12 protein-coding genes are annotated in these 12,410 nt (G+C 61.4%); 7 read left to right on the forward strand and 5 right to left on the reverse strand.

Annotation, left to right across the window (positions count from 1 at the left end; genetic code table 11):
• Positions 1–8: 8 nt before the first annotated feature.
• Positions 9–1,343 (reverse strand): DUF4185 domain-containing protein, encoded by a 1,335-nt coding sequence (locus ATN38_RS13745; RefSeq protein WP_021344745.1) that lies wholly within the window; start codon positions 1,341–1,343, stop codon positions 9–11.
• 268 nt (positions 1,344–1,611) lie between these two features.
• Here ATN38_RS13745 and gdhA point away from each other — a divergent pair, with 268 nt between their 5' ends.
• The 4 genes from gdhA to ATN38_RS13765 all read left to right on the forward strand — a co-directional run bounded on the left by gdhA (position 1,612) and on the right by ATN38_RS13765 (position 5,617).
• Positions 1,612–2,955, forward strand: coding sequence for an NADP-specific glutamate dehydrogenase (gene gdhA, locus ATN38_RS13750; RefSeq protein WP_003945368.1), 1,344 nt, complete (start codon positions 1,612–1,614; stop codon positions 2,953–2,955).
• Between the two features lie 484 nt (positions 2,956–3,439).
• Complete coding sequence (locus ATN38_RS13755) at positions 3,440–4,699, forward strand: CdaR family transcriptional regulator (protein WP_003945374.1); 1,260 nt, start codon at positions 3,440–3,442, stop codon at positions 4,697–4,699.
• A 363-nt stretch (positions 4,700–5,062) separates the two neighbouring features.
• Positions 5,063–5,206 (forward strand): hypothetical protein, encoded by a 144-nt coding sequence (locus ATN38_RS13760; protein WP_003945326.1) that lies wholly within the window; start codon positions 5,063–5,065, stop codon positions 5,204–5,206.
• A gap of 243 nt (positions 5,207–5,449) precedes the next feature.
• Positions 5,450–5,617: a hypothetical protein gene (locus ATN38_RS13765; protein ID WP_003945367.1), complete on the forward strand. Its 168-nt coding sequence runs from the start codon at positions 5,450–5,452 to the stop codon at positions 5,615–5,617.
• A gap of 154 nt (positions 5,618–5,771) precedes the next feature.
• Here ATN38_RS13765 and ATN38_RS13770 read toward each other — a convergent pair whose 3' ends face one another.
• From ATN38_RS13770 to ATN38_RS13780, 3 genes are read right to left on the reverse strand one after another with little or no spacing between them, the layout of a single operon-like run.
• The gene (locus tag ATN38_RS13770; protein WP_003945295.1) at positions 5,772–6,017 is read right to left on the reverse strand and encodes a hypothetical protein; all 246 of its coding nucleotides are present in this window, start codon (positions 6,015–6,017) and stop codon (positions 5,772–5,774) included.
• A 13-nt stretch (positions 6,018–6,030) separates the two neighbouring features.
• Positions 6,031–7,203: an acyl-CoA desaturase gene (locus ATN38_RS13775; protein WP_003945297.1), complete on the reverse strand. Its 1,173-nt coding sequence runs from the start codon at positions 7,201–7,203 to the stop codon at positions 6,031–6,033.
• 35 nt (positions 7,204–7,238) lie between these two features.
• Positions 7,239–8,372: a ferredoxin reductase gene (locus tag ATN38_RS13780; RefSeq protein WP_218748115.1), complete on the reverse strand. Its 1,134-nt coding sequence runs from the start codon at positions 8,370–8,372 to the stop codon at positions 7,239–7,241.
• A gap of 168 nt (positions 8,373–8,540) precedes the next feature.
• Between ATN38_RS13780 and ATN38_RS13785 the strand changes: the two genes are divergently transcribed.
• From ATN38_RS13785 to ATN38_RS13795, 3 genes are all read left to right on the forward strand, one after another.
• Positions 8,541–9,236, forward strand: a complete 696-nt coding sequence (locus ATN38_RS13785) for a TetR family transcriptional regulator (RefSeq protein WP_003945327.1) — start codon at positions 8,541–8,543, stop codon at positions 9,234–9,236.
• A gap of 35 nt (positions 9,237–9,271) precedes the next feature.
• Complete coding sequence (locus tag ATN38_RS13790) at positions 9,272–10,111, forward strand: alpha/beta fold hydrolase (RefSeq protein WP_003945355.1); 840 nt, start codon at positions 9,272–9,274, stop codon at positions 10,109–10,111.
• A gap of 75 nt (positions 10,112–10,186) precedes the next feature.
• Positions 10,187–11,008 carry an acyl-CoA thioesterase II gene (locus tag ATN38_RS13795; protein WP_007733332.1) on the forward strand — a complete coding sequence of 274 codons (822 nt, stop codon included), beginning with the start codon at positions 10,187–10,189 and terminating at the stop codon, positions 11,006–11,008.
• On the opposite strand, the gene ATN38_RS13800 is transcribed toward ATN38_RS13795, so the two are convergent.
• Complete coding sequence (locus tag ATN38_RS13800; protein ID WP_007733331.1) at positions 10,998–12,359, reverse strand: MFS transporter; 1,362 nt, start codon at positions 12,357–12,359, stop codon at positions 10,998–11,000. The two genes, ATN38_RS13795 and ATN38_RS13800, sit on opposite strands and share 11 nt — an antisense overlap.
• Positions 12,360–12,410: the final 51 nt, after the last annotated feature.

Below are 12,410 nucleotides of genomic sequence, written 5' to 3' on the forward strand. Positions count from 1 at the left end.
TTGCTCGGCTAGCGGTCTTCCGGCATCGTGACTTCGAGTACGCGAGCCTCACCGGTGGTCGCGGGGTCAGGACGATCGCGCGAATCCGACGACGCCATCTGGAGTCCGTTCAAATCGGTCCGCATGTAGATGACGTTGTAACGGTCCCACGTGGTGGCGACGAATTCGAGGAACTGTCCGCTCGCCCACGGGTGCATGAATCCGCCGTACAACGCGGGCAACGTGATTCCACTCAACAGGGTCTGCGTACCACTCCACGGGCCTTGCGGTTGGTCGGCCTGACGGATCACCAGGTTGCCCTCGGCACTGGTGTACATGGCAACGTACTTGTTCAGGTAGTCGTTCCACTGCACTGCGAGTTCACTGACCGGTGCCTTGATGACCTGAACGGCATCGGTATCTCGCGGACTCCAACCGGAGCCGTCCCAGTATTCGTAGGCGCCGAGATTTCTGATGTCGGCGCCGGCCACTCGCGCCAGGACCGCCTTACCGAAACGACCTGAGGGAGTTCCGTATTCGTAAATGTAGCCGTCCCGACCGTCGAGGAAGGCGCTCTGCTGGAAGTTGGAATTGATCGGCGATACTGCCGGAATCCCCGGAATGCCAAGTCCTTCGGTATTGGCGCGAACTGTCGCCGGATCGAGTTCCCAGTTCTCACCGTTGTCCGTGGAGAAAGCCAGAGCCGAGTAGTTGGTGGTCCAGGCTCCAGGTTCGTCCCACGACCGAACGGACATGAATCTGATGTACTGCACACCACCGTAAGAGATTCCAGCGGTCGGGATGGTGGTGAACTCACCCGGAATGCCGAATCCCGGAATGATCTCCTTGGAATGATTGGGGCCGTCCAAAGGAGAACTGTCGATCTTCATCCCGTCGGCAATGGCGGTGTCGTTGCTGCGGAACAATACGTTGCTGCGCCAGTCGTCACCCGGGGTGTCGCAGTCGCCCACCGTGTCGCCGAATGCCATCAGCACGTCGTGATCCGGCCCCGAAAGACCGTTGTCCCACATGATTCCGAGGTCGGTACCCGACACGTTGAACCGCTCGATGGTGTTGTTGGGACTGCCTGGGCCAGTGACCATTTCGATCGCCTTGGTCCGGCCGGTCAGCACCGGCAGAGCACCGTTGGGGGCGCCGGTGATCCAAGGCAGCGCGTTGGCGAGGGAGCCGGTACCGGCGGATCCACTGCCGAGCGATCCGGTCAGCGAGCCGAGCGAACCCGTCATCGATCCGGCGGAACCACTTCCTCCCGAACCGCACGGTCCACCGATCGCCGACGCAGACGGTGCTGCGGCAATCGTCGCGGCAATCGTGACGACGCCTATCGACAACATCGCCGACATGGAGTGTTTATTACGCACGTGCAGCCCCTCTGATCATTTCGACTCGTTCGGACCACAGGCACAGTGATCCCCGACCGCAGAAGCAAACCATTTGGAATGTGTTAAGAGAGTGAAAGCTGAGCAAATTGTTATAAATCGCCCGTTCAACTGACACAAGTGACAGCTGTGTCCGATTTCACCTTCACAGGACAGTTGTCCGATACAGCAATAAAGGCGCCTAGTATGTAACGGAAATGTAAAAGAGTTCTCACAACGAGGTAGGTGAGCGGTGTCCGTACGTGACCGCGTAGCGCAGATTTACGATCAGGTTTTGGTTCGCAATGCAGGAGAGCCCGAGTTCCATCAGGCCGCCGCAGAGGTCTTCGAGTCTCTTCACGTAGTGCTCGAACGCCACCCCCGCTACGCCGACGCCGGACTCATCGAGCGGCTCTGCGAGCCGGAACGCCAGATCATCTTCCGCGTGCCGTGGACCGACGACCAGGGCAACGTTCACGTCAACCGTGGCTTCCGCGTGCAGTACAACAGTGCACTCGGCCCCTACAAGGGCGGCCTGCGCTTCCACCCCAGCGTCAACCTGGGCATCGTGAAGTTCCTCGGCTTCGAGCAGATCTTCAAGAACTCACTCACCGGCCTGCCCATCGGCGGCGGCAAGGGTGGCTCGGACTTCGATCCCAAGGGCCGCTCCGACGCAGAGGTCATGCGCTTCTGTCAGTCCTTCATGACCGAACTGCAGCGTCACATCGGTGAATACACCGACGTTCCGGCCGGCGACATCGGCGTCGGCGGTCGCGAGATCGGCTACCTGTTCGGTCAGTACAAGCGGCTGACCAACACGTACGAGTCGGGCGTCCTCACCGGCAAGGGCATCACCTGGGGCGGATCGCAGGTTCGCACCGAGGCCACCGGCTACGGCGTCGCGTACTTCGTCGCCGAAATGCTCAAGGCAAAGGGTGAAGGCCTCGAAGGCAAGAACGTCGTGATCTCCGGATCCGGCAATGTCGCCATCTACGCAATCCAGAAGATCCACCAGCTCGGCGGCGTCGCGATCGCCTGCTCGGATTCCTCGGGATACATCGTGGACAAGAAGGGCATCGATCTCGACCTCCTCAAGGAGATCAAGGAAGTTCGCCGCGGCCGCATCAGCGAGTACGCCGACGCAGTTCCGCATGCCGAGTTCATCGCCGACGGTTCCATCTGGGACGTGCCGTGCGACGTCGCACTCCCCTGCGCGACTCAGAACGAGCTCGACGAAGATGCCGCAAAGACCTTGATCGCCAACGGCGTTCAGGCCGTTGCCGAAGGCGCGAACATGCCCACCACCCCCGGTGGCATCCAGCTCTTCCGTGACGCGAACGTAGCCTTCGCACCCGGCAAGGCGGCCAACGCCGGTGGCGTTGCAACCTCCGCTCTCGAAATGCAGCAGAATGCTTCGCGTGATTCCTGGAGCTTCGAGTACACCGACGAGCGTCTCGCCGGAATCATGCGCGGCATCCACAAGCGCACCATCAACACCGCTGCCGAGTACGGAAAGCCCGGCGACTACGTGCACGGCGCGAACATTGCCGGCTTCGTGAAGGTGGCCGACGCCATGATTTCACTGGGCGTCATCTAGAGATTTCCGCACCACAGACAGCAGTACAAAAAGGGTGATTTCACCCTGAACCGGTTCCCGTACATCGGACTGGTCGAATCAATACCTAGGCCTCGAGGGCCCTGGGTCCGCGAGGACCCAGGGCCCTCGAGCTTGCTCCGAGCAAATCGCCCGCGACGAGCACCGTAGGCGCGGCAATGATCCCAGACGGAACTCGTGGTGTCCTCCGAAACCGTTTTCCGCTCTGACGTCGAAAAACACCGTAAGTGGACGATTGTTTAGGTCCGCAGCGCGTGGGGCATATGGACTTATCTTCACATTTGTCCATTTCACAGTTGGACGATCGTTCATGTGGTAGAAATCACAACGCCTGGCGCAATTCGATCCGCAAATTTCAGCGGCGAGTATGCCCCCGAACAAGGCCTCAGCGTGTACCCCGCTTCGTAACGCGCCGAGCCTCCGGGTGCCTGTGCCAGGCGACGCACCTGTCTAGAGGAGGCCACCCATGTCCCCAGCGCTGCTGAACAACCCGGGACCGCTCATGTTGGGAGGCAAGCCCGCCTCCACAGCGGTCAACGACGTCATCCCACTGGCAAGCGATCTCGTAGATCACCTGTCCCGTGCCAACCCGACGTTGACTTCCCTCCAAACGGAGGCAGTACGTCGGGAACTGATTGCGGTGATCGTGCAGGGGCTCCAAGTGGGGATCCAGCTATTGGATCACCGCAAACTTCCCACCGACCAAGAGTTGGACGGCATTCACACGATGACCGTCCAACAAGCATTGAAAGGCGTGCCACTCAGCGCGATCCTCAACTTGACCAACGAGGGCATCAGCACTTTTCGCACCCTCATCCTCAGCCGGGCCGACGCCGAGGACTCCGCCAATCTCGGGGATCTCAACGAGTTCTTGTTCGCACTTGCGCAGCGGCTTCACTCGTTCATCTCGATCAGCTATCTTTCGGCTCTTCCTGCCGGTTCCCAACTCGGGGAATACTCCGCCGGCGCTCTCGTGAAAGCCATGCTGGACGGCGACGATCCCACCCAGCTTGCGTTGCAGATGGGCGTTGAACTCGCACCCCGCTATCTCGTCCTGCGGCTCCTGGTGAACCTGCCGCCCATCCGCCCGGGAGCACGCAACGGCAACCACCAGCGCATACAGGCCTACCGTGACCTCTCCGTCGCTCAATCGAAAATCGCGGCCCACTTCGGGTCGGCGCTGCTCGAAGCTCCTGCACCGCAACGTGGTCTGGTCCTGATCGAGGGCACACCCGACTGGGGAACAGTGTGCGAGGTCATCCAACGCGCACGCGCAACGGTCGGGGTGGAGATCACAGCAATCGCCGAGAACGCCGCGGTACGAGATATCGCCGCCGCCCAAGCAACCACTCACGAATTGGCGCAACTCGTGCGGCGCCTGAGACTGCCGGCGCGGTCCTACCGAATGGAAGACCTCGCGCTCGAGTATCAACTCACTCGGGGTGGCGCAGGCCGCGACAGCTTGATCAATCTTCTCAAGCCACTCGACGGCAATCCGGAACTGCTGCAGACATTGTCCATACATCTCGCCAACGGCCAGCATCGTCAGCGCACCGCGTCGGCGCTCGGCCTGCACACCAACACCGTCGACAATCGAATCAAGCGCATCGCAACCCTGACCGGATTGGATCCGGCCCTGCCCTCTGAACTGCTCAAACTGCGCGCTGCCATGATCTCGCTGACCTTCGCAAGCACTGATGTGGACAATCGTCCAGCGAAAATGTGAACACTCACATCCTCGCTATTAGCTGTCCACGTGTGGCGCCTGGACCCCACTTTTCCGCTCCGAACCGGGCTATAAAAGTGTGGTGCGAATCACCGCGCAAACCAGTAACAATTAAGGGGAAACACATGATCAACGGCCAGGATAACGCTCTCCTCGGTGCCTTCTTCGACACCATCCTGCAGCTCTTCAACGCGGGCAGCACCGGCACGGGCTCGACGGATGGCGGCGGCGTCTCCTAGGACGAATCTCGGGCCCTGTGCGAGAGAATCTCTCGCACAGGGCCCGCTCCAAGCCGCCTGACACTGTGATGGCGGTGACCACGGTGACCACCACGTCGCCACCGCTGAAACCAGGAGCAAGCACATGATCGCCGCACCAACCACAGGCGCTTTGGCCGTCGTCTTGAACACCGTCCTACAGATGTTCAACGCCGGCAGCAGTTTCCTCTACACCGACAACTCTCCGATTGGCGGCGGCGGCGAAACTCCCACGACGCCTGCTCCCTGATCGACTTACCCGCTCGCATCACACAGTCGCGGCACAGACAGGAACCACCGTGATAAACCAGCACACCCTGGGCAGCCTGGTCATCGACTTCGGCTCACTCTCCCGAGCACTCGGCTTCGGCAACGGCTCCATCGTGTCGCTCGGCAGCACCGGAAGTGGCTGAAACAGCCCGCCTGACCACGTCGACGATCCCGTCGCCGCTCACCTTCTCACCACATCTCGAAACAGAAAGCAGGTCCCCCTGTGCCTACAATTCCGCTCACCGGCGACCCCATCGTCATCAACATCATCGTCCAGCTACTGAGCGCGGGCAGCAGCAATGCACTCGCACTGGGCGGAGTCGGTAGCAGCGGTCTCGGTAGCACCGGGCTCGGCAGCTTCGACTCGGCGAGCCTCGGCAGCGCTGCTTAGGACCTCACTTGTGATCGGCGTTCGATCCGCGTCTTCGGCCGCCGAGGCAGTCCACGAAACCCGCGTTGCCCTCCGTCATCTGTGACGGAGGGCAACGCGGTCGTTCAGGCGAGACGGCTCGCGGTTACGCGATCAGGCCGTCCGCCGCGGTGAATCAACGCCAGTCTTCAGGTGGATCGCTGTCGTCGTGCTCGATGGTCACGGACTCCGAACGATCGTCAGCTGCAGCCTTTTTCGCTGCTTCACGCATCTCGATTCCGTCGGACACCCAGTCGCCGATCTCGCGCGTCACGTCTCGAACGGCCCCGGCGATGATCATCGCGATCGAGCCCACGTGGTTGGCTGCACTTTCGGTCAGTTCCTGGACCGTGTCCTTGCGGCGTTCGAATTTCCCGACCATCAGTGTGTGCCTCTCAGGCTGCAGTTCGCTGGCGCTCGACGATAACACCGGGAGGGGTCGTCGACTTGACCAAACCGGGCGGAAGAGCGAGCTTGAAGATCTTGCCCCATACCGAACCGATCTGCTTGAAGAACCCACCGGTGTTGTACGGCAAACCGTACTTCCCGCACAATTCTTTCACCTGGGGAGCGAGTTCCGGATAACGATGCGCAGGCAGGTCCGGGAACAGGTGGTGCTCGATCTGGTGCGAGAGGTTGCCGGACATGATGTGGAAGAGCGGGCTTCCCTCGATGTTGGCGCTGCCGAGCATCTGACGCACGTACCACTGCCCGCGAGTCTCGTCGGCCGTCTCGTCCTCGGTGAAACTCTGGACACCGGTGGGGAAATGGCCACAGAAGATGATCGAGTACGTCCACACGTTCCGGACCAGGTTGGCGGTGACATTCCCCGCGAGAGTGGTCACGAACAGCGGCCCCGTGAGAACCGGGAAGATGACGTAGTCCTTGAGGACTTGCTTGCCCGCCTTGTTCCACCAGCCCTTCAGGAGCGGCTTGACGTCGTGCCACTTGCGTTTGCCCTGGATGACGTTCTCGATCTCGAGATCGTGCATCATCACGCCCCACTCGAAGAGCACCATCAAGGCGAAGGCCCAGACCGGATTACCGAGGTAATAGGGGTTCCACTTCTGCGCGTCGTCGATACGCAGGATGCCGTATCCGATGTCACGGTCTTTGCCGAGAATATTGGTGTACGTGTGATGCATGTAGTTGTGCGAGTGACGCCACTGGTCGGCCGGGCACACCGTATCCCATTCGAAGACTTCGGAATTGAGCCCTGGTTCACGCATCCAGTCGTACTGACCGTGCATGACGTTGTGGCCGATCTCCATGTTGTCGAGGATCTTGGACACGCTCAATGCACCGACTGCCGCGAGCCACACCGGAGGCAGGAAGCCGAGGTACATCAAGCCGCGACCTGCGACCTCGAACCCGCGCTGAGCCTTGATGATCTTGTAGATGTACTCCCGATCCTCCGCTCCGAGCGAGGCGACGGTGCGATCGCGCAATGCGTCCAACTCGCGGCCGATCTCCTCGACCTGCTCGTACGTCAGGACGACGGGAGCGTCGTCCTTCGCATCGGAACCGTTGCCGAGGAACGGGAGGGTGGGAAGTGAAAGTCCAAACATGTCGGTCTCCAGACAGTCGTGTGGAAAATGGGACTTCAGATGTCGACGGTGACGTCGCCGACGGGAGCACTGACGCACAGCTGGATCTTCTTGTCCGGCTCGTCGTCTGTCTCACCGGTGCGCACGTTTCGGGTACGGCCCGCCTTCTTGACGGAGGTGCAGGAGAAGCAGATTCCCATCCGGCATCCGTACTCGGGATTGAGGCCCGCAGCTTCTGCTTGTTCGAGAAGTGTTTCGCCGGAGTTCTCGGCCGCCACCCCACTTTTGGTGAATGACACCTCGCCGCCGGCCTCCCCCGGCTCGGCCACCGCCGGCGCGAACTCCTCGGTGTTGAGCAAGTGCTCGACGTCGACCTCACGGAACACCTCACGCACTCCCCGCATCAGTCCGGGAGGTCCGCAGATATAAGCCTGGGCGTCGATCGTGTCCGGATCGGCGATCCAAGGAGCCACCGCGTCGAGGTGCCCGCGATCGAAGAAACCTTCGAGGTCACCTCCACCGCTTTCGGTGTACACGAGTACCAGTTTCACGTTCGGGTTCTGCTCGGCGATGGTCTTCAGCGCGCGCGTGTACGCCACGTCGGCATCGGTGTTCGCGTAATGCACGAACACGATCTCGCCCGAGTGCTGCTCCTCCACCAGCGTCCGAAGCATCGACATGACCGGGGTGATTCCACTGCCGCCACTGATCAACAACACCCGACGCGGGCGGTCGACGGGAAGGGAGAACACACCGTCTGCCTGCGAGAGGCTGACAACGAGTCCGGGTGCCGCGTTGGCGTACAGATACTGCGACACCAGGCCACCCGGATGCGCTTTCACGGTGAGCTCGATCAGCCCACTGCGCGTAGACGCACCCCCGGCCGGCGAGTAGCAGCGAGTGTGACGAACACCGTCGATCACCACGCCCAACTGCACGAACTGGCCCGCCTGAAAACCGCGCCACTGGCGAGTCGGGCGCAGCGTGAGAGTGACGGAGTCAGCCGTCGGATGGTCGACGGCGACAACCTGCGCGCGGATGTCACGAACCGTCGCCATCGGGTTGACCAGCTCGAGGTACCGATCGATCTGATGTGGAGCAGCCATGGCTTCGATCAGTCCCACCAAGGACAGTCCGCGCCGAGGTGCGGACTTCGGTGTCGTGTTCTCAGGAGCAGATGCGATTGTCATGACCCTCCTCGTACTTCGATTGCCGGGTGTATCGATTGCTGGGCTAGCTTCCCCCGACTGCGTGAATTCAGTGTACAAATGTTCACCGAAGATAGTGTGACAGGTGCACACAAGTACATGTCAACAAGAATGTGATCCGAGTTACACGAGTTGCCGAAAGGAGCCGGAATGCCTGTACCTACACTCGACGTCGTGACGAAGGCCGGACCGGTGAACCCAGAGCGCAGGGAGCCCGACAACAGGGAACCGGAAAGTCGTGCCGCCAAGAAGGAACGCACACGCCAAGCGCTCCTGGACACTGCCATGGACCTCTCGGCCGATCGCGGCTTCGCCGGAATCAGCCTGCGAGAGGTAGCCAGGGAAGCCGGGATCGTTCCGACGGCGTTCTACCGCCACTTCGCTTCACTGGAGGACGTCGGTGTCGTCCTCGTCGAAGAGAGCATGCGTATGTTGCGCCAGATGCTGCGCGACGCAAGGCGTAATCCCAGCACCAAGGACGCCGCTACGTCCCTGGGCATCCTTGTGCGACAAGTGCATACACACGAGCGACAGTTTCGGTTCCTCTGCCGCGAACGCTACAGCGGCGTCAGTGAGGTACGACGTGCGATCGCCACTGAAATGCGGTTGTTCGTCAGCGAACTGACCATCGACCTCTCCAGAATTGCCGGACTGGAAAGCTGGTCGTCGGACGATCTGGAAATGGCTGCCGACCTGATCGTCTCGACGATGTTCAGTGCTGTCGTCGAACTGCTGGACGCCGGGACCGCCGGGTATCGCGACGAAGCCGCCGTCATCACACGAGCCGAGAAGCAACTGCGAGTCATCATGCTCGGAATGGCCACCTGGAATCCACCTCGAAACTGACCTCGGGTTCACCTTTTCGACGTACGGTGAGAGTCATGTCTTCCACGAGTACATACGAAATCCCCGTTGGCGACCTCACCTTCGACGTACTGATCTCGGGCCCGGACGACGGCATTCCGCTGGTAGCGCTGCATGGCTTCCCGGAGAGCGCCGCATCCTGGGGCAAGGTCACACCACTGCTCACCGCAGCGGGCTACCGCGTAATCGCACCGAATCAGCGCGGTTACTCCGCCGGCGCACGCCCCGAAGGGGTGGATGCCTACAAGATCGAGCACCTGGTAGCCGACGTCGTCGGATTGCTCGACGCGCTCGGCCTGTCCGACGCGCATCTTGTCGGTCACGACTGGGGTTCGGCGGTCGCCTGGCAGGTCGCCGGTCGCCATCCGAACCGGATCCGCAGCCTGACGGCGATCTCGGTCCCCCACCCCACCGCCTTCGGTTGGGCACTCCGCGAGGACGAGGACCAGAAGCAACGCTCGTCCTACATCGGACTTCTCCGACAGGAGGGAAAAGCCGAGGAAGTGTTGTCGGAGGACAACTTTCGCCGGCTGCGTGCCATGTTCGACGGCCAGATCGATCCTGAATTCGCCGACGAGCACATTCGTGTCCTGAGCGGGGAGGGCGCGCTGACCGGCGCCTTGAACTGGTACCGCGCGATGACCCGCGACTTCGGCGACATCGATCGCACCACTGTGCCGACTACGTACGTCTGGAGCACCGGCGACACAGCGCTCGGCCGCGCAGGCGCAGAACGCTGTGGCGAATTCGTGGACGCCCCCTACGAGTTCGTCGTGCTCGACGGCGGAAGTCACTGGATTCCGGAAGAGCGAGCCGAAGAGTTAGCCGAGGCGATCCTCGCACGTGCAGGATCCTGATCGCCGCGACGAATTCGGCTCTATGTATGTTGTCATACATAGAGCCGAATTGATTCCATCACCAGGAGTTCTGCGATGACCGAGACCGTTGCACCACCCCATCCTTTCGACGCTGCTGTCGGATTGACGCCACTCACCGCCGGCCTGTCGACCGGCGAGACCAATCCGGCGTACAACAACATGGTCGGGCCGTTCGGCGGCGTCACCGCTGCCACGTTGCTCGAATCCGTACTGAAGCACCCCGAACGCCTCGGCGATCCGCTGTCGTTGACCGTCAACTTTGCCGGTCCGATCACCGAGGGCGCCTTCGAGATCTCCGCCCGGCCGGTGCGCACCAACCGCTCGACGCAGCACTGGTCCATCGAACTGTCTCAGGACGGAACCGTCGCCACTACCGCGACGGCAGTGTTCGGTACCAGGCGTGAAACCTGGTCGTCTACCGAGATCACGATGCCGGAAGTTCCGTCGGCCGAAGACGTTACGCTGCTGCCGTTCCCCGAGTTCATCGCCTGGGCACAGAACTACGAGATGCGCTTTGTCGAGGGTGCGATCCCCGACCTGGAGTCGGGCGAGCATCCCGACTCGACCACGACGCTCTGGGTGCGCGATCAACCGGCACGCGCTCTCGACTTCACGTCGCTGACCGCACTGTGCGATGTCTTCTTCCCACGAGTCTTCTTGCGCCGAGGCAAGATGGCTCCGGCTGGAACGGTCTCGATGACCATCTACTTCCACGCCGACGCTCAGACGCTGACCGAACAGGCAGACAATTCCGTCCTGGGAACGGCGCGGACCCAACGGTTCGGAAACGGCTACTTCGATCAGTCGGCCGAAATTTGGGGCAGTGACGGCGCACTGCTCGCTACGACACACCAGTTGGTCTACTTCAAGGATTGACGGGAAGCGCACTGTCCCCTTCCGGCGCTTTCACCATCGACAATGCGGCAAGACCGACGCCGAGAACCACCAGCAGTCCGATGATGCCGGCACGGTCTGCACCGAAGAGCCAAGCAAACAGGCCGAACAGTGTCGGCGCCAAAAACGACACTGCTCGGCCTGTGGTCGCATACAGGCCGAACATCTGACCTTCACGCCCAGGCGGGGTGATGCGCGCCAGGAAGGTTCGTGCCGAAGACTGAGCGGGCCCGACGAAGAGGCAGAGCGCGAGACCGAAGATCCAGAACATCACCGGCCCTGACACCGCGATCAATATTGCGCCGACCACGATCATCGACGCCAGCGAGACGGTGATGACCTGTTTCGGTCCGATCCGATCGTCGAAACGTCCGGCCACCAATGCACCGATTGCGGAAATCACGTTGGCCGCAACACCGAACAACAGCACGTCGGCCGCACTGATCCCGTAGACGTTGACAGCCAGCACGGCTCCGAAGGTGAACACGCCCGCGAGACCGTCACGAAAGAGCGCGCTCGCGATCAGGTACCAGATCGTGCGCCTGTCGACGTTCCAGAGTTCGCGCAGATCGCGCCACAACACCCGATAGGAGTCGAGGAACCCGGCCTTGGACGCTCCCGGATCGACCGCGGGGCTGGGCAACTCTGGAACCTTGAAGAACACCGGAATCGCGAAGACCGCGAACCACACTGCAGCCAGCAGTGCCACCATCCGGATGTTCATGCCGCCGTCGGTGGTCAATCCGAGGAATCCCCGAGTGTCGCCGTCGCCGACGATGAACCCGAAGTAGCACAGCAACAGCAGCACGATTCCGCCGAAATATCCCATGGCCCAGCCGAAGCCGGAGACTCTACCCAGATTCTCCGGTGTCGACACCTGCCGCATCATGGCGTTGTAGGGAACGCCGGCCAGTTCGAAGATCACCGAACCGATTGCGAGCAGAACCAATCCGAGCCACAGATAGCGGTAGTTGTCTTCGACGAAGTAAAGGCCCGCCATCGAGAGCACGGTGATGCCGGTCAGTATCGCGAGCGAGAGTTTACGTTTACCCGACGCATCGAAACGTTGTCCGGTGATCGGAGCGAGAATCGCGATGAAGAAGCCGGCGATTCCGAGTGCCCAGCTGAGCCACGTAGTTGCCGAAATCGTGCCGGGAAGGTCGTCACCGACCGCGTCGGTGAGATAAACCGAGAAGACGAACGTGAGGATCACTGCGTTGAATGCGGCCGATCCCCAATCCCACAGCCCCCATGCGAACACTTGACTCTTCGTGGCCGCACCGCCGATGCCTGCGGGTGGCTCTGCCTGCGTGCTCGTGGACTCGGCGCTCATACGGCGAAGCCTAACTGCGCGCGGGCGACTCGGCGCCTCTCTCCGAAGTCG

The sequence above is a fragment of the Rhodococcus sp. FH8 genome, assembly GCF_019266085.1.
In the GTDB taxonomy this organism is placed as follows: Bacteria; Actinomycetota; Actinomycetes; order Mycobacteriales; family Mycobacteriaceae; genus Rhodococcus_F; species Rhodococcus_F qingshengii.

What these genes read in the sequence shown, in the direction of transcription:
- ATN38_RS13745 (WP_021344745.1), bottom strand. Translation starts at nt 1,343, where the DNA reads ATGTCGGCGATGTTGTCGATAGGCGTCGTCACGATTGCCGCGACGATT.
- ATN38_RS13800 (WP_007733331.1), bottom strand. Translation starts at nt 12,359, where the DNA reads ATGAGCGCCGAGTCCACGAGCACGCAGGCAGAGCCACCCGCAGGCATC.
- ATN38_RS13775 (WP_003945297.1), bottom strand. Translation starts at nt 7,203, where the DNA reads ATGTTTGGACTTTCACTTCCCACCCTCCCGTTCCTCGGCAACGGTTCC.
- ATN38_RS13785 (WP_003945327.1), top strand. Translation starts at nt 8,541, where the DNA reads ATGCCTGTACCTACACTCGACGTCGTGACGAAGGCCGGACCGGTGAAC.
- ATN38_RS13780 (WP_218748115.1), bottom strand. Translation starts at nt 8,372, where the DNA reads ATGACAATCGCATCTGCTCCTGAGAACACGACACCGAAGTCCGCACCT.
- ATN38_RS13760 (WP_003945326.1), top strand. Translation starts at nt 5,063, where the DNA reads ATGATCGCCGCACCAACCACAGGCGCTTTGGCCGTCGTCTTGAACACC.
- ATN38_RS13795 (WP_007733332.1), top strand. Translation starts at nt 10,187, where the DNA reads ATGACCGAGACCGTTGCACCACCCCATCCTTTCGACGCTGCTGTCGGA.
- ATN38_RS13755 (WP_003945374.1), top strand. Translation starts at nt 3,440, where the DNA reads ATGTCCCCAGCGCTGCTGAACAACCCGGGACCGCTCATGTTGGGAGGC.
- ATN38_RS13770 (WP_003945295.1), bottom strand. Translation starts at nt 6,017, where the DNA reads ATGGTCGGGAAATTCGAACGCCGCAAGGACACGGTCCAGGAACTGACC.
- ATN38_RS13790 (WP_003945355.1), top strand. Translation starts at nt 9,272, where the DNA reads ATGTCTTCCACGAGTACATACGAAATCCCCGTTGGCGACCTCACCTTC.